Raw genomic sequence first — 18377 nt, 5'->3', positions numbered from 1 at the left:
GTCAGGACGCCGAAACGGCTCCCCAGATCTCAAGGAGTGACATGACCGACACCACCGCCCTCGACATCCCCGGCTACAAGACCGGCACCTGGGTCCTCGACCCGAGCCACAGCGAGGTCACCTTCTCGGTGCGCCACATGATGATCTCGAAGGTGCGCGGCACCTTCGGCGTCAAGAGCGCCACCATCGTCGCCCCCGAGAACCCCCTCGAGGCCACCGTCGAGGCGTCGGTCGACGTCACCTCGGTCGACACCAAGGACGAGGGTCGCGACCAGCACCTCCGTTCGGCCGAGTTCTTCGACATCGAGACCTACCCGACGATGGACTTCCGCTCCACCGGCGTTCGCCTCGAAGACGGCGACTTCCTCGTCGACGGCGACCTGACCATCCGCGGCGTCACCAAGCCCGCCACCTTCTCGCTCGACTTCGGTGGCTTCGGCACCGACCCGTGGGGCAACTACAAGGCCGGCGCGACCGCCAAGACGGTCATCAACCGCGAGGACTTCGGCCTCACCTGGAACGCGGCCCTCGAGAAGGGCGGCGTTCTCGTCGGCAAGGACGTCACCATCGAGCTCGACCTGCAGCTCTCGCTCCAGGCGTGATCTTCACGAGGGTCCGGATGCCGCGGCATCCGGGCCCTCGTCGTTTCCGTGCGGTCCCGGATGCCATGGCATCCGGGACTGTCGTGTTTTCGGGGCGATGCGTCAGGCGTGCGCTCGGCGGGGGAGTCGGATCCGCTGCTGCACCAACAGGATGCCGAGGAAGACGACGGCGGCGCCGACCGGTTCGTTCCAGCTGATGGTCTCGCCCAGCACGACGATGCCCAGGGCGACGCCGACGACGGGCGTGATGTAGGTGACGGTCGACGCACGCGTGGGACCCCAGGCGCGCAGCGTGTTCTGGTTCCAGACGTAGGCGACGCCGGTGCCGAGCACGCCGAGGGCGACGATGCTCGCCACGACGGGCAGGTCGAGGCGTGGCGGCTCGGCCAGGATGAACGGCGACAGCAGCACCATGAGGGCGGCGGCGGGGCCGATGTAGCCGAAGGCGAAGGCCACGCCCGAGAGGCCGCTGTCGCCGAGGAAGCGCCGCATGTAGGCGAGGCTGAAGCCGTAGCAGGCGGTCGCGCCGAGCAGCGCGAGCTGGGCGATGGTGCTGTCGCCGACCTCGCCGACGGCCCCGGGGGCGATGATGATCGCCACGCCCGCGATGCCGACGCCGATGCCGACGAGCTGACCGACGCGGAGCTTCTCGACGCGGAACACCGCCCAGGCCATCACCGCCGTCATGATCGGCGTGGTGGCGTTGAAGATGCTCGCCAGGCCCGACGACACGTGCTGCTCGGCCCACGCGAACAGCAGGAACGGTACGACGCAGAACGACACCGACAAGACGCACAGGTGCGCCCAGACGCGCAGGGTGCGGGGGAGTCGCTCGCGTCGGATCGCCACGATCGCCGCGAGGGCGAGGGCTCCGAACAGCAGTCGGCCGCCCGCGACCTGCGCCGGGGTCATGCCGGTGAGCGCGACGGCGATGAAGAGGAAGCTCGACCCCCACACGATGCCCGTGAGCACGAACTGCACGGTGATCGAGACGGGGGAGGGAGCGGGGGTGGATGCCACGGAGCCGACACTACGGCCGACCACCGACATCGCGCGGGCCGGTCGGCTGCGACGGCCGAAATCCGCCGACGATCGGCAGGCGCGTGTCGCGCGGCGCGTCAGGGCTGAGGGTCGAGCGCGTCGTACGCGCGGAACCGCGGCGTGAACCGCACCAGCGTGCCGACGAGACCGAGGATGACGATCCCGCCGAACAGGGGCGGAACCCATAGTGCCGTCAGCGTCGCCAGCGTGCCGGCGTAGAGGGCTCCGATGCGGGGGCCGCCCGCGACCACGACGACGAAGATGCCTTGCAGGCGCCCCCGCATGGCATCCGGGACCGCCGCCTGCATCATGGTCGATCGATAGATCGCGCTGACGTTGTCGGCCGCTCCCGAGACCGCGAGCACGAGCGCCGCGAGCACGATCAGCAGCACCGCCCCGTTCTCTTCGCCGGTGTCGGCGGGGCGCGCCCAGCCCAGGGTCGCGGCCAGGAGCACGACGCCGAACGCGGCGATCGACAGCCCGTACACCTGGATCGCGCGTTCGATGCCGAGCCCCTGGCGACGCACGCGACCGATCGGGCCCGAGAACAGGCTCGAAAAGAACGCCCCTGCCGCGACCGCCGCGGTGAGGACACCCGTGGTGATCGCCCCACCGCCGAGGAGGACCGCGCCGATCGCCGGGAACAGCGCCACGGGCTGGCCGAAGGTCATCGCGATGATGTCGAGCACGTACTGCAGGCGGATGTTCGGCGCGCGGCGCAGGAAGCGCATGCCGTCGCGGAGCGACTCGAGACCGGGCCGCACGATCTCGCCCTCGGGGCGGAGCTTGGGAAGCGACCACAGCCCGAGGAACAGCGACGTCATGAGCAGCACGTCGAGCGAGTAGGTCCACGCGTACCCCGCGAACGCGACCAGGACGCCGGCGAGGGCCGGGCCCGCCATGACCATGATCCCCACCGTCACGCCCTGCAGCGCCGCGGCCGCGGGCAGCAGGTCGCGCGAGATCAGGCGCGGGGTGATCGCCGACTTGGTCGCCATGACGATCGAGTTCGCCGCGGAGTTCACCACGCTCAGCACGAACAGCCACGCCACGGTCTCGAGGCCGGTCCACGCGAGCACCGCCAGCAACGCCGTCGAGACGAAGGTGACCACGGCCGCGAGCAGCGCCACGGTGCGTCGATCGAACGCGTCGGCGAGCATCCCGCCGTACAGGCCCGCGACGATCATGGGCAGCAGCCCCGCCACGGCGATCATCGACACGGCGAGGGTGCTCTGGGTGAGCTCGAACACGTGCAGCATGACGGCGACGACCGTGAGCTGACCGCCGAGGCCGGCGAGCGTCGACCCGACCCACAGGCGCGCGAACGCGGGAGAAGTTGTCAGGGGGCGGATGTCGATGAAGGCGCTCTGGCGCACGCTCATGCGTCGACCTCGATCCGCTTGATGCGCGCGGAGTGGCCGCGCACGATCTCGACGTCGCGCGGGGCCACCGCGAAGTGGGCGGCGAGGGCCCTCACGACGCCGTTGTTGGCCGCGCCGTCGACCGCGCGCTCGCGGACGTGGATCACGAGCCCGTCGGCGGTGTCTTCCACGAGGGGGCCGCGCCGGCTTCCGGGTTTGACGCGGACGGTGAGCTGCACGGATCGAGGTTACGCCAGGCCTCAGACACCGTCGGTCGCGTGCGGCGTCGGATTCGCGGCATCCGGATCCCCTCGAAGAGCACGCTGCGGGGCCGGGCTCGAGCGTCGCCGACCGGTGCGGTCCCGGCATCCGGATGCTGGTAGACTCATGCGGTTGCCGTTCGATCGGCCGCGGATAAAGAGAGCTCGCACATCGTGTGACGGGCGCCGCGCAATGAGAAGGAAGGGGATCCCATCTATGGCACTCGAAGCAGACGTCAAGAAGGCGATCATCGAAGAGTACGCGACGCACCCCGGTGACACCGGATCCCCCGAGGTGCAGGTCGCGATGATGACGCAGCGCATCAAGGACCTCACCGAGCACCTCAAGATCCACAAGCATGACCACCACTCGCGCCGTGGACTCTTCCTGCTCGTCGGTCAGCGCCGTCGCCTGCTGGGTTACCTGCAGGATGTCGACATCAACCGTTACCGCTCGCTCATCGAGCGTCTCGGTCTGCGTCGCTAATCGCACCAGCGTTCTATCGCGCAAAACATTCTTGGAAGGCCGCCCCACGGTGTGGGGCGGCCTTCGTCATTCCCGGATGCGGGGAGAGAGGTCGCTGAGCCTGTTGACGGGGCCGGCGGCTTCGACAGGCTCAGCCACCTGGGTCGCGCAGGGGCCGGTGGCTTCGACAGGCTCAGCCACCTGGGTCGCGAAGGGACCGGTGACTTCGACAGGCTCAGCCACCTCCGTCGCGAAGGGGTGGGTGGCGTCGACAGGCTCAGCCACCTCGGTCGCGAAAGGACCGGTGACTTCGACAGGCTCAGCCACCTGGATTGCAAACAGGGTTCAGGATGCCGCGCGGGCGGCGACCAGGTCGGGGTGCCAGCGCTCGGCCACGTCGGGGTGGGCGCGCAGCCGTGACTTGAGCGCGTTCTCGCCGTAGGTCGCGTGGATGGGGTTCGACGGGTCCTGCGAGACGCCGCGGGCATCGGCGGCGAGCTCGGCGGGAAGCTCGATGATCGGCAGGCGCGCGTCGAGGGCCGGGTTGAAGAAGAACGGCACCGAGATGCGCTCGTCGGGGAAGCGCGGCGAGATCACCCGGTGGTTGGTCGCCGTGAGGTAGCCCTGCGTGGCGTACTCGAGCAGTTCGCCGATGTTGACGACGAAGGCCCCTGAGACCGGGGGAGCGTCGACCCACTCGCCGTCGCGCTCGACCTGCAGGCCGCCCTTTCCGGGCTCGACCCACAGCAGGGTGAGCACGCCCGAGTCCTTGTGGGCGCCGACCCCTTGCTGGGGAGTCGGGTCGTCCTTGCCGGGGTAGCGGACGATCTTGATGAGGGTCTGCGGGTCGCCGAAGTGGCGGTCGAAGTACTGCTCCTCGGCGCCGAGCGCGAGGGCCCAGGCGCGCAGGAGCTTACGGGCGATGCCGGTGAGGTGATCGTGCCACTCGGCCACGACCTCCTGCAGCTCGGGCTGAGCGGCGGGCCAGAGGTTGGGTCCGACGAGACGGTTGTAGCCGGGGCCGTCGGGGTCGGTCACGGGCTCGCGCTCGGGGCCGATGTCGATCTGCTCGCGCCAGTCGACGCGGCCCTGCGTCAGCTCGCCGCCGACGCGGGTGTAGCCGCGGAAGTGCGGGCTCGTGACGTTCTCGATCGACAGCTTCTCGGCCTCGGGCAGGGCGAAGAAGTCCTTCGCGGCCTGCAGCAGGCGCTCCTCGAGGGCGGGGCTCACGCCCGTGCCGGTGAGGTAGAAGAATCCGACGTCGTGCGTCGCGGCGCGCAGCTCGTCGCGGAACCGGGCGGCGGCATCCGGCCCCTGATCGAGGAGCGAGAGGTCGAGGACGGGGAGATTCAGCTCGGACATGGCTAGAGGCTAGATCGGTGCGAGATGACGCGCGCGAATGTTGCCGCGGGTTACTTCGGAGGTTCTGAGGGCGACTTCGAGGTGCGCGAATCGACGAATGTGCGTAATCTGTCACAGTCAGGTGAGGCTGTCCTTACCTGATCCGCACCGTCGCGGCCCCGTCCTCTCACGAAAGTCGGAACACCCGCCCGTGCTTGCCAGCTTCTTCGCCACCTTCCTCATCGGCCTCCGCGAAGGCCTCGAGGCCGCGCTCGTCGTCGGCATCCTCGTGGCCTACCTCACGCGCGTCGGCCGGCGCGACGCGCTGCCGAAGCTGTGGACCGGAGTGGGCCTGGCGATCGCGCTCGCGCTCGCCATCGGCGCCGCGTTCACCTTCAGCGCCTACATGCTCACCTTCGAGGCGCAGGAGCTGCTCGGCGGCGGACTGTCGCTGCTCGCGGTGGCGATGGTCACCTGGATGATCTTCTGGATGCAGAAGGCCGGCCGCACGATGAAGTCGGGCCTCGAAGGCGGCGTCGACAAGGCGCTGCGCGGGGGCGTCTGGGCGCTCGTCGCGATCGGGTTCGTCTCGGTCGCCCGCGAAGGCGTCGAGACGACGCTGTTCCTGTGGGCCATGGTGCAGTCGTTCCAGGACCAGGCGATCGCGTTGATCGGCGCCGTCATCGGCCTCGGCGTCGCCGCGGTGCTCGGATGGTTCATCGCGCGCGGCATGCTGCGCCTCAACCTCGGCCGCTTCTTCACCTGGAGTGGGGGCTTCCTCGTCGTCGTGGCCGCGGGCGTGTTGGCCTACGCCTTCCACGACCTGCAGGAGGCCGGTGCCCTGCCCGGTCCGTTCGGGGCCGGCGCTCCCGTCGATCCCGCGACCGGACTCGTCGCGATCGGCTGGGCGGGTCTGCCCTTCGGCTGGGCCTTCGACGTCTCCGCCGTGATCGCGCCCGACAGCGCGCTCGCCGCGCTGCTGCAGGCCACCGTCGGCTTCATGCCGAAGATGACGTGGCTGCAGGTGATCGCGTGGGTGGTCTACATCGCCGTGGTCGTGCCGTTGTTCATCCGCGGCGTCCGCGGCAACCGTCGGCCGCGCGCCGCGCAGGCCGCTGCAGCCGCGTCGGTCCCGGCCGCCCCCGCGGCCGCACCCTCGCCCGCCCCGGCCTCGCCGACCACCCCTGTCGCGCGGACCACCTCGACCGCGACCCCCGCCACGTCCTGACCCCTCTTCCGCGTGCGCTGGGCGCCGCGGCATCCGCCCCACATCCGAACGGAGCACCCATGAATTCGACACGCCTTCTCGCGGCCACGGCCGTGGCCGGCGCGGCCGTCCTCGCCCTCTCGGGCTGCGTCGCCAAGGCCGACGCGGCCGCCGGGGGAGCGCTCGCGGTCACCTCGACCGCGGACGACTGCGCGGTGTCGGCGAGCACCGCGCCCAGTGGCACCGTCGCGTTCGACATCGCGAACAAGAGCGACCAGGTCACCGAGTTCTACCTGCTGGCCTCCGACGGCCTGCGCATCGTCGGCGAGGTCGAGAACATCGCCCCGGGAGCCTCGCGCACCCTCACGGTCGTCGCCCAGCCCGGCGACTACTTCACCCTCTGCAAGCCCGGCATGGTCGGCGACGGCGTCGGCAAGAAGAGCTTCACCGTCACGGGTGACGCCGTGGCGGTCGAGGGTCCGGATGCCGAGCAGAAGCAGCAGGCCGTCGACCTCTACGCCGCGTTCGTGAAGGACCAGACGGGCCAGCTCCTCCCCGCCGTGCAGAGCTTCACCGCCGCCTACGAGTCGGGCGACGACGCCACCGCCCGCGAGCAGTTCCCGCGCGTGCGGGCGTTCTACGAGCGCATCGAGCCGATCGCGGAGGCGCTGGGCGACCTCGACCCGCGCATCGACTACCGCGAGGTCGACGCGGTCGCCGAGGGCCTGGAGTGGACCGGTTTCCACCGCATCGAGAAGGATCTGTGGGTCCCCGCGCAGGATGCACTCAATGCCGACGGCGAGACGCCCGCGTGGAAGGACTGGGCGCCCTCGACGCCCGCCGAGCGCGCGACCTACGGCGACAAGCTGATCGCCGACACGCAGGAGCTGTACGACTACGTGCACTCCGACACCTTCACGCAGACCCTCGAGGACCAGGGCGTGGCGGGCATCTCGAACGGCGCGATCGCGCTGCTCGACGAGGTCGCGACCGGCAAGATCAGCGGTGAAGAGGACTGGTGGTCGGGAACCGACCTCAACGACTTCGCCGCGAACGTCGAGGGCTCGAAGATGGCCTTCTCGCTCGTGCGCGACTTCGCCGAGTCGAAGGGCGACAAGGGTGCCGAGCTCGTCACCCGCATCGACGCCGGGTACGCCGACCTCGAGGCGGCACTGGCGACCTACGGCTCGCTCGACGCCGGCTTCGTTCCCTACAGCCAGGTCACGGAGGCCGACAAGCGCCAGCTCACCGACCTCATCAACGCCCTCGCCGAGCCGCTGTCGCAGCTGACGGTCACGATCCTGGAGTGAGCATGAGCGACGCCGAGAACGCTGCCGACGAGAAGACTCCGGATGCCGGCGGCCTGTCCCGCCGCGGACTGATGGGGCTGGCGCTGGGCGCCGGCGCCACGGGACTCGTCGTGGGCGCGGGCGGTGGCCTCGTCGGCGGGCAGGCGTTCGCGCGTGAGCAGCAGAAGGCGGTGATGGATGCCGCGGCGCCGGCCAGCGGCATCCATCAGCCCGGGATCACGACGGAGGTGCAGGAGCACCTGCACTTCGCGTCGTACGACATGATGGCGCGCACCACCCGCGACGACCTGGCCGAGCTGCTGTCGGACTGGACGTACGCAGCCACCCGCATGATGCAGGGGCTTGAGGTGAGCGCGAGCGGCGCCGTCAACGGCTCGCCCGAAGCCCCGCCCGACGACACCGGCGAGGCGCTCGGCCTGCCCGCCAGCAACCTCACGATCACCTTCGGCTTCGGTCCCTCGCTGTTCGACCAGCGCTTCGGTCTCGAGGCGCAGAAGCCCGCGGGGCTCGAGAGGCTCCCGGCCTTCCTCGGCGACGACCTCGACCCGCTCCGCTCCGACGGCGACCTGTGCATCCAGGCGTGCGCCGACGACCCCCAGGTCGCCGTGCACGCGATCCGCAACCTCAGTCGCATCGCCTTCGGGCGGGCGACCATCCGGTGGTCGCAGCTCGGATTCGGCCGCACGTCGAAGACCACGGCCGACCAGTCCACGCCGCGCAACCTGTTCGGCTACAAGGACGGAACGGCCAACATCCTCGCCGACGACACGGCCGCTCTCGACGAGAACGTGTGGGTGTCGGCATCCGAGGGTCCGGCCTGGCTCGCGGGCGGGTCGTACCTCGTCGCGCGTCGCATCGCGATGCTCATCGAGACGTGGGACCGCACGCGCCTCGCCGAGCAGGATCGCGTCGTCGGGCGCGACAAGGCGAACGGCGCCCCGCTCTCGGGCGGCGACGAGTTCGCCGCGCCCGACTTCTCGGCCGTGGGGGCGACGGGCAAGCCCGCGATCGACGCGCGCAGTCACGTGCGGCTCGCGCATCCCGACATGAACGGCGGCATCCGCATCCTCCGCCGCGGCTACAACTTCGTCGACGGCACGACCGATCTCGGACGCCTCAACGCGGGGCTGTTCTTCCTGTCGTTCCAGAAGAGCCCCGACCGCTTCATCACCCTGCAGAAGGCCCTGGCGACGGATGCCATGGGCGAATACCTGCGCCACGTGGGCTCGGGACTGTGGGCCGTGCCGCCCGCCGCCCCGGCCGGCACCTCGATCGGCGCGGGCCTGCTCGGGGCGTAGGCTTCCGGTCGGCAGGTGGCTGAGCGTGTCGAAGCCACCGGGCGCGCGCGGGTTCCGGTCGGCAGGTGGCTGAGCTTGTCGAAGTCACCGGGCGCGCGCGGGTTCCGGTCCCTTCGACAGGCTCAGGGACCTCGCTACGAAGCCACCGGGCGTCTGCGGGTTCCGGTCGGCAGGTGGCTGAGCTTGTCGAAGTCACCGGGCGCGCGCGGGTTCCGGTCCCTTCGACAGGCTCAGGGACCTGGGTAGGTAGGTGGCTGAGCTTGTCGAAGTCACCGGGCGCGCGCGGGTTCCGGTCCCTTCGACAGGCTCAGGGGCCTCGCTACGAAGCCACCGGGCGTCTGCGGGTTCCGGTCGGCAGGTGGCTGAGCGTGTCTAAGCCACCGGGCGCGCGCGGGTTCCGGTCCCTTCGACAGGCTCAGGGACCTGGGTAGGGAGGTGGCTGAGCTTGTCGAAGTCACCGGGCGCGCGCGGGGTTCCGGTCCCTTCGACAGGCTCAGGGACCTCGCTGGGTAGGTGGCTGAGCTTGTCGAAGCCACCGGGTCCCTTCGACAGGCTCAGGGACCTCGCCGGGCAGCTGCGGGCTCGCGGCCTGCGCCGAGCGCGCGATCGCGGAAGAGCCACGGCATCCGGGGCTCGACGAGCGGGCGGAAGACGCGCCGCACCGGGCGGCTCGACAGCGCCACGGCGATGGCGACGCTCGCGACGACGACGACCGGGATCCACACCCACATCGGCTCGAGCCCGCGCAGCACCCCCGACTGGCGGAACGGGTAGAGCACGAACGTGTGCAGCAGGTAGACGTACATCGTGGAGCGGCCGAGGTGCGTCCACCGGGTCTCGTGGCGCGGGATCAGCACGAGGAACGCCACCATCAGCACGAGCGCGAGCGCGATGATCGCCAGGCGCACGGCGCCCGCCCACCACTGCGGGGCGTCGAGATCGACGTAGGCGTCGACGAAGAAGAACCACGTCCCCAAGCGCAGGTCCTGCCACGTGTCGACGAACACGAAGGCGAGCACGCCGGCTCCCGCGAGGATGCCCGCGGCGGTGACCCGCATCCATACCGGGCGGCTGGCGAGCAGGCCGAGGCGCGCGACGACGTCGTGCTCGCGCAGCCACCACCCGAGGGTGAAGAACGGCAGCAGACCGAGGAAGCGCGAGACCGAGAAGGTCGAGTCGATGCTCGGCAGGTATCCCGCCGCGATCGAGATCGCCAGTGCCCAGACGACGGGCGCGCGCAGCAGGGCCAGATACGGCAGGGCGACGCGGAACAGCGCGAGAGCGAGCAGGAACCACAGGGTCCACGACGGCTGGGCAGGGTCGAGGTTCGTGCGGCCGGTGACGGCGAACTGCACGATCGTCCAGAGGGTCTCGAAGATCACGTACGGCGCGATGAGATCGGTGAACACGCGCGCCATGCGCCACCGCGTGGGCTCGGCCGCCGACGAGAAGTAGCCCGAGACGAGGGCGAACAGCGGCATGTGGAACGCGTAGACGAGCAGGTACAGTGCCTCCGCGGCATCCGAGTCGGAGGTCAGACGCTGGATCGCGTGTCCGAGCACGACGAGCACGATCGCGGCGAAGCGGGCGTTGTCCCAGAAGGGCACGCGCGAGGTCGCGGGGGTGGGGGTCGCGGCATCCGTCATCTCGGGCGACGCTAGTCGCGAGGCGGCGACGGGTCGACGGGGGCGGTTTCGGGATGCCGATGAGGTAAGCGGAATAAAGCTGGGCGTGGTGCGTTCCACCATGTATATTCAGATGCATACAAACGGAGGTCGCATCATGAACGAGACGAACACCTGGCCCGGAATGCAGTTCGGTGTCATGACGGTGAGCGACATCACCCAGGACCCGACCACCGGCACGACGCCGAGCGAAGCCCAGCGCATCAAGGACACCCTCACGATCGCCAAGCACACCGAAGAGGTCGGCCTCGACGTCTTCGCCCTCGGCGAGCACCACAACCCGCCGTTCTGGTCGTCGTCGCCCACGACGACGCTCGCGTACATCGCGGCCCAGACCGAGCGCCTCATCCTCACGACCTCCACGACGCTCATCACCACGAACGACCCGGTGAAGATCGCCGAAGACTTCGCGATGCTGCAGCACGTCTCGAACGGTCGCGCCGACCTTATGCTCGGCCGCGGCAACACCGGTCCGGTCTACCCCTGGTTCGGCAAGGACATCCGTCAGGGTCTGCCGCTGACCATCGAGAACTACGACCTGCTGCACAAGCTGTGGCGTGAAGACGTCGTCGACTGGGAGGGCAAGTTCCGCACCCCGCTGCAGGGCTTCACCTCGACCCCGCGTCCCCTCGACGGGGTGCCCCCGTTCGTCTGGCACGGCTCGATCCGCACGCCCGAGATCGCCGAGCAGGCCGCCTACTACGGCAACGGCTTCTTCGCGAACAACATCTTCTGGCCCAAGGAGCACTACCAGCGCCTCATCACGCTGTACCGCGAGCGCTTCGCGCACTACGGCCACGGCACGCCGCAGCAGGCGATCGTCGGCCTCGGTGGACAGGTGTTCATGCGCGCCAACTCCCAGGACGCCGTGCGCGAGTTCCGCCCGTACTTCGACAACGCGCCCGTCTACGGCCACGGCCCGAGCCTCGAGGACTTCAGCGAGATGACCCCGCTGACCGTCGGCTCGCCGCAGCAGATCATCGACCGCTACGCCGCGATGCGCGAGACGTTCGGCGACTACCAGCGCCAGCTCTTCCTCATCGACCACGCCGGTCTTCCCACCAAGACCGTGCTCGAGCAGCTCGACATCCTGGGCGGCGAGGTCGTGCCGGTGCTGCGCAAGGAGCTGCAGAAGAACCGCCCGGCCGAGGTGCCCGACGCTCCCACGCACGCCAACCAGATCGAGAAGATCTACGCCGGCGCGGCTCCGCGTCAGGCGGTTCCCGGTGCGAACCGCGGCGACAACATGGTGTCGGGCAGCCCCTACCAGGATGCCGCGCCCCGCTCGGGCAGCGCGTTCGGTGCGGCCGCGTCGAAGGTCGGTGCCTGAGATGGCGGCCCGTCGCATCGCGGTCATCACCGCCGGACTCTCGACTCCCTCGTCGACTCGCATGCTCGGCGACCGGCTCAGCCACGCCGTGCTCGCGGAGCTGCGCGAGCGCGGGATCGAGGCCACCGCCGACGTCTTCGAGCTGCGCGACTACGCCCACGAGCTGACCGACAACCTGCTCACCGGCTTCGCCCCGCCCGCCCTCGAGCAGATGATCAACACGGTCGTCTCGGCCGACGGGATCATCGCGGTGACGCCGATCTTCTCGACCAGCTACTCGGGTCTGTTCAAGTCGTTCATCGATGTGCTCGACCCGCAGGCGCTCACCGGAACCCCCGTGCTCATCGGAGCGAACGCCGGCACCGCCCGGCACTCGCTCGCGATCGACTACGCGATCCGTCCGCTGTTCACCTACCTGCACGCCAACCCCGTGCCGACCGGTGTGTTCGCCGCCTCGAGCGACTGGGGTGCCAACGCCGACGAGGTCGCCCCGCTCGGATCCCGCGTCGACCGCGGCGCCCGTGAGCTCGCGGATGCCATCGCCGCCCGCGAACCCGTGCGCGACGCCGACCCGTTCGACCCCTCGTCGTACCTCGGCGAAGGCCGCTCGTTCGGCCACCTGCTGGGTGGTCTGTCGGGGGAGTGACCCTGTGACGGAGCCCCGTCGCCCGTTCGTTCGGGTGGCGGGGCTTCGTGCTGTGCGCGCGGCGGCGCAGAGTGAGCGATTCGCGCAGGTTCAGTTGTCATCGGGGGTTTCGGGCTGAGGATGTGCGGATCGCTGAGGGTGCGCGGATCGCGGTGTGCGGGCGTGGCGGCGCAGGGTGAGCGATTCGCGCAGCTTCAGTCGTCATCGGGGGTTTCGGGCTGAGGATGTGCGGATCGCTGAGGGTGCGCGGATCGCGCTCCGTGGGACGCAGTCGGGGCAGCGGATGCGGAGCGGTGAGGCGACGGCATCCGTTCTGCCGCCTCGGTTCGACGGCGACGCGGGCGCCGGGGCGCTCGCACGCGGATCTAGGGTGGGAGCGAGCCGGAGGAGACCGAATGGATGCCACGCAGTGGGACGAGCGCTACCGCGCTTCCGCCGGGGGAGTATGGGCAACCCAGCCTCCCGCCGTCGTCCGTGAGATCGCCGGCGCGCTCGCACCGGGTTCCGCGATCGACGTCGCAACCGGCGACGGACGCACCGCCCTCTGGCTGGCGCAGCGCGGCTGGACGACGACGGGCATCGACTTCTCGAGTGCGGGTCTCGCGCTCGCCGCTGCCCGCCCGGGCGGCGACGCGGTCTCGTGGGTGCGTGCCGATGTGCACGAGTTCGAGCCCGCGGCATCCGTCGATCTGGTGGTGTCGTGCTACCTGCATCTGCGCGACAACGCCGCGGCCATTGCGCGGATCGCGGAGTGGGTCGCCGTCGGCGGGACGCTCGTGGTGATCGGCCACGACGTCGACAACATCGCCGCGGGCGGACACGGACCCTCCGACCCAGCGATCCTCTACACGCCCAAGCTGTTGAGCGGCGCGCTCGACGACCGCTTCCGCATCGAGCGCTGCGAGCAGGTGACGCGAGGGACCGCCGATTCCGAGCTGCGCGACGGGCACGCGCACCCCGCGATCGACACGGTGCTGCACGCGGTGCGGGTGCGCTGAGAAGCGGCGGCCGGCGCTGCCGACCCGCCGGTGACCGGGGGCTTCGACAGGCTCCGCCACCTGGGGTGCGACGGGGCGGTCGATCCGCGCGTGACCGGGGGCTTCGACGGGCTCAGCCACCTGGGGTGCGACGGGTCGGTCGGTCCGCGCGTGACCGGGCGCTTCGACGGGCTCAGCCACCTGGGGTGCGACGGGTCGGTCGGTCCGCGCGTGACCGGGGGGCTTTGACGGGCTCAGTCACCTGGGGTGCGACGGGTCGGTCGGTCCGCGCGTGACCGGGGGCTTCGACGGGCTCAGTCACCTGGGTTGCGACGGGTCGGTCGGTCCGCGCGTGACCGGGGGCTTCGACGGGCTCAGTCACCTGGGTTGCGACGGGGCGGTCGGTCCGCGCGTGACCGGGGGCTTCGACGGGCTCAGCCACCTGGGGTGCGACGGGGCGGCCGGTCCGCGCGTGACTGGGGTGCACCTCACAGCACGATGTCGTCGGCGCTCCGCAGCTCGCGTGCGGCGACCGGGCGCAGCCCGCGACGCACGAAGGTGTCGGCGTCGACGAGCGGGCCGACGTCGACGCCCGCTTCGGCCGCGATGTCGGCGATCGGCACCTGGAAGGTGCGGAACGCGCCGAGGGGCGGCACGACGAGGCCCTGCCGGGTGTCGACCAGCTCGCTCTGATCGAGCACAAACCCGGCCGCCGCGAGCGTGTCGCCCTGACGCCACGCGGCGATCTTCCAGAACCGCAGCGGCACCCGGATGCCGCGGTAGGGCGGGTCGTCGTCGGCGAGCACCGGCGCGGTGAACACGGCGATGCGCTGGTCGGTCGCCTCGGCGTAGGCCAGCACGTGGTCTTCGAGTCCGAGCCAGAGCTCTTTCGACTGGTTGAAGCCGGCGGCCTGCGGAGCGGCGTTCGTGTAGAAGAACGTCGCCTCGGTGGCCTCGCGCGCCTCATTGGTGGCGCCCCAGCCGGGATCGCGGCGGCGCACGAGATGCCCGCGGTCGAGGTCGTTGCGGCTATAGACCTCGGGCCCGGCCTGCGCCTCGGCGGGAGCACGCGAGTCGAGACGCCACTCACCCGTGCGCGGCAGATCCAAAAGGCTCGCTCCGTCGATCACCACGGCGGTGACCGCCGCGAAACGCCGCTGCTCGTCGAGCAGCACGCTGAAGCGCGGGTAGTCGAGCCGCGTGGTGGGCTGCGCGGGAGAGGGGAGGGGCAGGGGGATGCCGAGGAAGTCCGGGTCGTAACCGTCGCTCATGCTTCCATCGTGCCGGTGACTCCCGACATCGCGACAGACTGGATGAATGGAACAGCACGTGAAGACCCGCCGCGACGCCCCCGCGGGGTTCTTCACCGCCGAGGCCGCCGGGCTCCGCTGGCTCGCCGAGGCGGCTGGCGCGCGCATCGCCGAGGTGTTCGAGGTCGCCGACCAGCGGATCGTGCTGGAGCGCATCGCCGAGACGCGTCCCTCCGCCGAGGCCGCCGACGCGTTCGGTGCCGCCCTCGCCGCGACGCACGATGCCGGGGCCGAGGCGTTCGGCTCACCCCCGCCCGGGTGGACGGGCGACATCTTCATCGGCAGCCGCTCGCAACCGGCGCGACCGAAGCCGTCGTGGGGCGTCTTCTACGCGGCGCAGCGCGTCGAGCCGTTCGTGCCGATCGCGGTCGCGGCCGGCAACCTGTCGGCATCCGGAGCCGAGGTCGTCGGGCGCGCGTGCGCGTTGATCGCGGCGGGAGCCTTCGACGACGACGAACCGCCCGCGCGCCTGCACGGGGACCTGTGGGCGGGCAACGTGCTGTGGGGCCACGAGGGGGTCGTGCTGATCGATCCCGCGGCCCACGGCGGTCACCGCGAGACCGATCTTGCGATGCTCGCGCTGTTCGGCTGCCCGTTCCTCGAGCGGATCCTCGATGCCTACGACCGGACGCATCCGTTGCGCGACGGCTGGAGCGAGCGCGTGCCGGTGCATCAGCTGCATCCGCTCGCCGTGCACGCCGCCGGCCACGGGCCGTCGTACGGGCGCGCTCTCGTCGACGCCGCCGAGCAGACCCTCGCCCTGGGCTGAGGCGCCGGGCGCCGGCATCCGGGATCTCCGAACGGTCAGGAGCGCGCGGCCGCCCGCCGCTTCGCCCGCCGAGCGAGCACGAGGTCGATGCCGACGCCGATCCCCACGGCCACGACGATCGACACCACCACCGCCACCACCGGGCCGCCCGGTACGAGCGCCGCGACGACCGCGCCGATCACCGCTTGGTACGCCGCCCACGCGAGGGCGGCGAGGGCTGCGACGCCGAGGTACCGCGCCGGATTCACCCGTGCTGCACCCGCCGCGAGGTTCACCGCGAGCCGCGCGAAGGGCACGAACCGCGCGGTGAAGAGCACGACCGCGGCGTTGCGCTCGAGGCGCGCCCGCGCCCAGTCGAGCGCGGCGGAGACGCGGGGTCCGCGCATCCACGCCCAACGCTCCACGCCCACGAGGCGCCCCACCAGATAGCAGCCGAGGTCGCCGGCGAAGGCCGCGGCCCCGGCGACGACGATCACCGCGGCGAGCGGGGGAGTGCCGTGGGCGACGGCGAGGGCGCCGAACGCCGTGACCGCGGCCTCGCCGGGGATCACGACGAGGAACGCGTCGGCGAACACCAGCAACGCCATCGCGGGAAGCGCCCACGGACTCGCCGCGATCGCCTGCAGCCACGCGTCGACACCGTCCATTCGGGTCACTCTCCGCCGTGGATCGAGACGCCCCGCCCACGCGCCGGTGACGCCCGGCGGAGCATCCGGTGAACATCGCGAACGTCGGGGCCGAACGGCGCCCCGCGGGCCCCGGCACGCCTCACCCTGGTGTCGTGAGAGTCGCGCTGCTGGCCGAATCCTTCCTCCCGCACATGAACGGGGTCACCGGTTCCGTTCTCCATGTCCTGCGCCATCTGGCGGAGGCGGGCCACGAGACGCTCGTGATCGCCCCCAAATCCGGCGACGTGACCGCCGACCTGCACGGAGCCCGCACCGAACTGCTGCGCTCGGTGCCGCTGCCCTCGTACCCCGAGGTGCGCGTGGTGTTCGCCCGGGCGGCGCGTCTGGGAGCGCTGCTGCGCGACTTCGACCCCGACGTCGTGCACCTTGCCTCGCCGTTCGTGCTGGGGTGGCAGGGGCTCGCCGCCGCCGACGCGCTCAAGATCCCCTCGGTCGCGGTGTACCAGACCGACGTCGTCGCCTACGCCCAGAAGTACGGCCTGCCCCACGCGACCGCCCTCGTCGCCGGTCACGTCGCCCGCCTGCACCGCCGAGCGACTCTCACCCTGGCTCCGTCGTCGTCGTCGCTGCGGCAGCTCGAGCAACTGGGCGTCGACCGCATCCGCCGGTGGGGGCGGGGAGTGGATGCCGTGTGCTTCGCCCCCGAGCACCGCGACGAGTCGTGGCGCGCGGAGGTGGCCCCGGCTGGTCAGCGCATCGTGGGCTACGTCGGTCGCCTGGCGCCCGAGAAGCAGGTCGACGACCTGCGCGCGCTCGCCGAGGTCGCCGACACCCGGCTGGTCATCGTGGGAGACGGGCCCTCGCGCCCCGCCCTCGAGAAGGCGATTCCGGATGCCGTGTTCACGGGCCACCTGTCGGGGTCGGAGCTCGCGCGGGTCATGGCGGGTTTCGACGTGTTCGTGCACCCGGGGGAGAGCGAGACGTTCGGTCAGACGATCCAGGAGGCCCTGGCCAGCGGGGTGCCGGTGGTCGCCACGGGCGTCGGCGGACCCCTCGACCTGGTGCGCTCCAGCGTCGACGGGTGGTTGTACAAGCCCGGCGACCTCGACGACATGCGCGCCCGCGTCGCCGACCTCGTCGGTGACGAGTCCAAGCGCCGCGCGTTCTCTCGCGCCGCGCGCGACGCCGTGCAGGGCCGAACGTGGGAGGCGCTCACCCGCGATCTCGTCGGGCACTACGCGGATGCCGTGGCCCTGCGCCGCGTCGACGACGTGATGCTGCGACGCGGGGCCGCGCGGCCGGCCGCGCCGGCGGCATCCGGAACCCGAGGGCGGAGGACCCGTTTCGTCGCCCTCGGCGACAGCCTGACCGAGGGACTGTGCGACGCCTCGCGCATGCCGAGCGGGCAGTACCGCGGGTGGGCCGACCGTCTCGCGGAGCTCTTGGCCCACACGAGCGACGCCGGACCGTTCCACTACGCCAACCTGGCCGTGCGCAGTCGTCGCGTGCGCCACCTGATCGACGAGCAGATTCCCGCGGCCCTCACGCTCGAGCCCGACCTCGTGTCGATCCTCATCGGGGCGAACGATCTGGTGGGCCCCGCCCCGGTGCTGTCCGCGCTGGTCGCCGAGGTCGAGTCGGCCGTGCGCGCGGTGCGGCGCACGGGAGCCGACGTGCTGCTGGTCACGACCTTCTTGCCGCGTCGGCCCGCGGCCCGCATCTTCGCCCGTCGCTTCGCCGCCTACAACGTGCACCTGCGGCGCATCGCCGCGGAGCAGGGGGCGATCCTGCTCGACCTCGAAGCGGTGGGCGAGATCGGCGAGACGTCGATGTGGGCCGACGACCTCGTGCACCTCAGCTCGGCCGGTCACCGTCTCGTCGCCTATCGCGCGGCCGAAGCGCTCGGAGTGCCCGACGCGCGCGCACTGCTGGGGCTCGACGAGGCCCTGCACGCCGACGATGGCGACCGGCCGGGCGGAACCTGGCTCACGCGCGACGCACTGCCCTGGGTGTGGCGGCGCGTGCGAGGGCGCACGGCCGGCGACGGCGTGCTGGCCAAGCACACCGGGTACGTCGAGCTGCCCACTCGCGGCGATCGCGAGCGTGCCGACGCGGTGTGATCCGCTGCGGGCCGGCTCGGTCGCT

At 71.2% G+C, this 18377-nt stretch carries 17 protein-coding genes; 10 read left to right on the top strand and 7 right to left on the bottom strand.

Annotated features, from left to right (window positions below; translation table 11 throughout):
• Nucleotides 1-41: 41 nt before the first annotated feature.
• Nucleotides 42-602: a YceI family protein gene (locus FS769_RS01350; protein ID WP_144828392.1), complete on the top strand. Its 561-nt coding sequence runs from the start codon at nt 42-44 to the stop codon at nt 600-602.
• Between the two features lie 102 nt (nt 603-704).
• On the opposite strand, the gene FS769_RS01345 is transcribed toward FS769_RS01350, so the two are convergent.
• The 3 genes from FS769_RS01345 to FS769_RS01335 all read right to left on the bottom strand — a co-directional run bounded on the left by FS769_RS01345 (nt 705) and on the right by FS769_RS01335 (nt 3243).
• Entirely contained in the window at nt 705-1622 is a 918-nt protein-coding gene (locus FS769_RS01345; RefSeq protein WP_144828389.1) for a DMT family transporter, read from the bottom strand.
• Between the two features lie 98 nt (nt 1623-1720).
• Complete coding sequence (locus tag FS769_RS01340) at nt 1721-3025, bottom strand: MFS transporter (protein ID WP_144828387.1); 1305 nt, start codon at nt 3023-3025, stop codon at nt 1721-1723.
• Nucleotides 3022-3243: a DUF167 domain-containing protein gene (locus FS769_RS01335; protein ID WP_144828384.1), complete on the bottom strand. Its 222-nt coding sequence runs from the start codon at nt 3241-3243 to the stop codon at nt 3022-3024. The genes FS769_RS01340 and FS769_RS01335 overlap by 4 nt, the downstream gene beginning before the upstream one ends.
• Before the next feature lie 238 nt (nt 3244-3481).
• On the opposite strand from FS769_RS01335, the gene rpsO reads away from it, so the two are divergent.
• On the top strand, nt 3482-3751 hold the full coding sequence (gene rpsO / locus FS769_RS01330) for a 30S ribosomal protein S15 (protein ID WP_013583433.1): 270 nt from the start codon (nt 3482-3484) through the stop codon (nt 3749-3751).
• Between the two features lie 324 nt (nt 3752-4075).
• Here the strand turns inward: rpsO and FS769_RS01325 are convergent, their stop codons facing one another.
• A complete protein-coding gene (locus tag FS769_RS01325; protein WP_144828381.1) occupies nt 4076-5092 on the bottom strand; it encodes an isopenicillin N synthase family oxygenase in 1017 nt (338 codons plus the stop codon).
• 190 nt (nt 5093-5282) lie between these two features.
• Between FS769_RS01325 and efeU the strand changes: the two genes are divergently transcribed.
• From efeU to efeB, 3 genes are read left to right on the top strand one after another with little or no spacing between them, the layout of a single operon-like run.
• Nucleotides 5283-6299: an iron uptake transporter permease EfeU gene (gene efeU, locus FS769_RS01320; RefSeq protein WP_144828378.1), complete on the top strand. Its 1017-nt coding sequence runs from the start codon at nt 5283-5285 to the stop codon at nt 6297-6299.
• A gap of 59 nt (nt 6300-6358) precedes the next feature.
• Complete coding sequence (gene efeO / locus FS769_RS01315; RefSeq protein WP_144828375.1) at nt 6359-7588, top strand: iron uptake system protein EfeO; 1230 nt, start codon at nt 6359-6361, stop codon at nt 7586-7588.
• A gap of 2 nt (nt 7589-7590) precedes the next feature.
• Nucleotides 7591-8886: an iron uptake transporter deferrochelatase/peroxidase subunit gene (gene efeB / locus FS769_RS01310; protein ID WP_144831728.1), complete on the top strand. Its 1296-nt coding sequence runs from the start codon at nt 7591-7593 to the stop codon at nt 8884-8886.
• 554 nt (nt 8887-9440) lie between these two features.
• Here the strand turns inward: efeB and FS769_RS01305 are convergent.
• Nucleotides 9441-10532 (bottom strand): acyltransferase family protein, encoded by a 1092-nt coding sequence (locus tag FS769_RS01305; RefSeq protein ID WP_144828373.1) that lies wholly within the window; start codon nt 10530-10532, stop codon nt 9441-9443.
• Between the two features lie 136 nt (nt 10533-10668).
• Between FS769_RS01305 and FS769_RS01300 the strand changes: the two genes are divergently transcribed.
• The 3 genes from FS769_RS01300 (at nt 10669) to FS769_RS01290 (ending at nt 13545) form a co-directional block, all read left to right on the top strand.
• Complete coding sequence (locus FS769_RS01300) at nt 10669-11901, top strand: LLM class flavin-dependent oxidoreductase (protein WP_144828370.1); 1233 nt, start codon at nt 10669-10671, stop codon at nt 11899-11901.
• A 1-nt stretch (nt 11902) separates the two neighbouring features.
• Nucleotides 11903-12547, top strand: coding sequence for an FMN reductase (locus FS769_RS01295; protein ID WP_144828367.1), 645 nt, complete (start codon nt 11903-11905; stop codon nt 12545-12547).
• A gap of 395 nt (nt 12548-12942) precedes the next feature.
• Nucleotides 12943-13545 (top strand): bifunctional 2-polyprenyl-6-hydroxyphenol methylase/3-demethylubiquinol 3-O-methyltransferase UbiG, encoded by a 603-nt coding sequence (locus FS769_RS01290; RefSeq protein ID WP_186325374.1) that lies wholly within the window; start codon nt 12943-12945, stop codon nt 13543-13545.
• Between the two features lie 467 nt (nt 13546-14012).
• On the opposite strand, the gene FS769_RS01285 is transcribed toward FS769_RS01290, so the two are convergent.
• Entirely contained in the window at nt 14013-14795 is a 783-nt protein-coding gene (locus FS769_RS01285) for a DNA/RNA non-specific endonuclease (RefSeq protein ID WP_260979666.1), read from the bottom strand.
• Between the two features lie 46 nt (nt 14796-14841).
• Here FS769_RS01285 and FS769_RS01280 point away from each other — a divergent pair, with 46 nt between their 5' ends.
• Nucleotides 14842-15603: a fructosamine kinase family protein gene (locus FS769_RS01280; protein ID WP_144828358.1), complete on the top strand. Its 762-nt coding sequence runs from the start codon at nt 14842-14844 to the stop codon at nt 15601-15603.
• Nucleotides 15604-15638: 35 nt separating this feature from the next.
• Here the strand turns inward: FS769_RS01280 and FS769_RS01275 are convergent, their stop codons facing one another.
• Complete coding sequence (locus tag FS769_RS01275) at nt 15639-16250, bottom strand: DedA family protein (RefSeq protein WP_144828356.1); 612 nt, start codon at nt 16248-16250, stop codon at nt 15639-15641.
• 134 nt (nt 16251-16384) lie between these two features.
• Here FS769_RS01275 and FS769_RS01270 point away from each other — a divergent pair, with 134 nt between their 5' ends.
• Nucleotides 16385-18352, top strand: coding sequence for a GDSL-type esterase/lipase family protein (locus FS769_RS01270; RefSeq protein ID WP_144828353.1), 1968 nt, complete (start codon nt 16385-16387; stop codon nt 18350-18352).
• The last annotated feature ends 25 nt before the right edge of the window (nt 18353-18377 follow it).

The sequence above is a fragment of the Microbacterium sp. BH-3-3-3 genome (assembly GCF_007679045.1).
In the GTDB taxonomy this organism is placed as follows: domain Bacteria; phylum Actinomycetota; class Actinomycetes; order Actinomycetales; family Microbacteriaceae; genus Microbacterium; species Microbacterium algihabitans.
The sequence above is the reverse complement of the archived record's forward strand: the minus strand, read 5'-3'. Positions and strand labels throughout refer to the sequence as shown.

What these genes read in the sequence shown, in the direction of transcription:
- FS769_RS01290 (WP_186325374.1), top strand. Translation starts at nt 12,943, where the DNA reads ATGGATGCCACGCAGTGGGACGAGCGCTACCGCGCTTCCGCCGGGGGA.
- FS769_RS01305 (WP_144828373.1), bottom strand. Translation starts at nt 10,532, where the DNA reads ATGACGGATGCCGCGACCCCCACCCCCGCGACCTCGCGCGTGCCCTTC.
- FS769_RS01295 (WP_144828367.1), top strand. Translation starts at nt 11,903, where the DNA reads ATGGCGGCCCGTCGCATCGCGGTCATCACCGCCGGACTCTCGACTCCC.
- FS769_RS01340 (WP_144828387.1), bottom strand. Translation starts at nt 3,025, where the DNA reads ATGAGCGTGCGCCAGAGCGCCTTCATCGACATCCGCCCCCTGACAACT.
- FS769_RS01275 (WP_144828356.1), bottom strand. Translation starts at nt 16,250, where the DNA reads ATGGACGGTGTCGACGCGTGGCTGCAGGCGATCGCGGCGAGTCCGTGG.
- efeB (WP_144831728.1), top strand. Translation starts at nt 7,591, where the DNA reads ATGAGCGACGCCGAGAACGCTGCCGACGAGAAGACTCCGGATGCCGGC.
- FS769_RS01350 (WP_144828392.1), top strand. Translation starts at nt 42, where the DNA reads ATGACCGACACCACCGCCCTCGACATCCCCGGCTACAAGACCGGCACC.
- rpsO (WP_013583433.1), top strand. Translation starts at nt 3,482, where the DNA reads ATGGCACTCGAAGCAGACGTCAAGAAGGCGATCATCGAAGAGTACGCG.
- FS769_RS01325 (WP_144828381.1), bottom strand. Translation starts at nt 5,092, where the DNA reads ATGTCCGAGCTGAATCTCCCCGTCCTCGACCTCTCGCTCCTCGATCAG.
- FS769_RS01280 (WP_144828358.1), top strand. Translation starts at nt 14,842, where the DNA reads ATGGAACAGCACGTGAAGACCCGCCGCGACGCCCCCGCGGGGTTCTTC.
- FS769_RS01300 (WP_144828370.1), top strand. Translation starts at nt 10,669, where the DNA reads ATGAACGAGACGAACACCTGGCCCGGAATGCAGTTCGGTGTCATGACG.
- efeO (WP_144828375.1), top strand. Translation starts at nt 6,359, where the DNA reads ATGAATTCGACACGCCTTCTCGCGGCCACGGCCGTGGCCGGCGCGGCC.
- FS769_RS01285 (WP_260979666.1), bottom strand. Translation starts at nt 14,795, where the DNA reads ATGAGCGACGGTTACGACCCGGACTTCCTCGGCATCCCCCTGCCCCTC.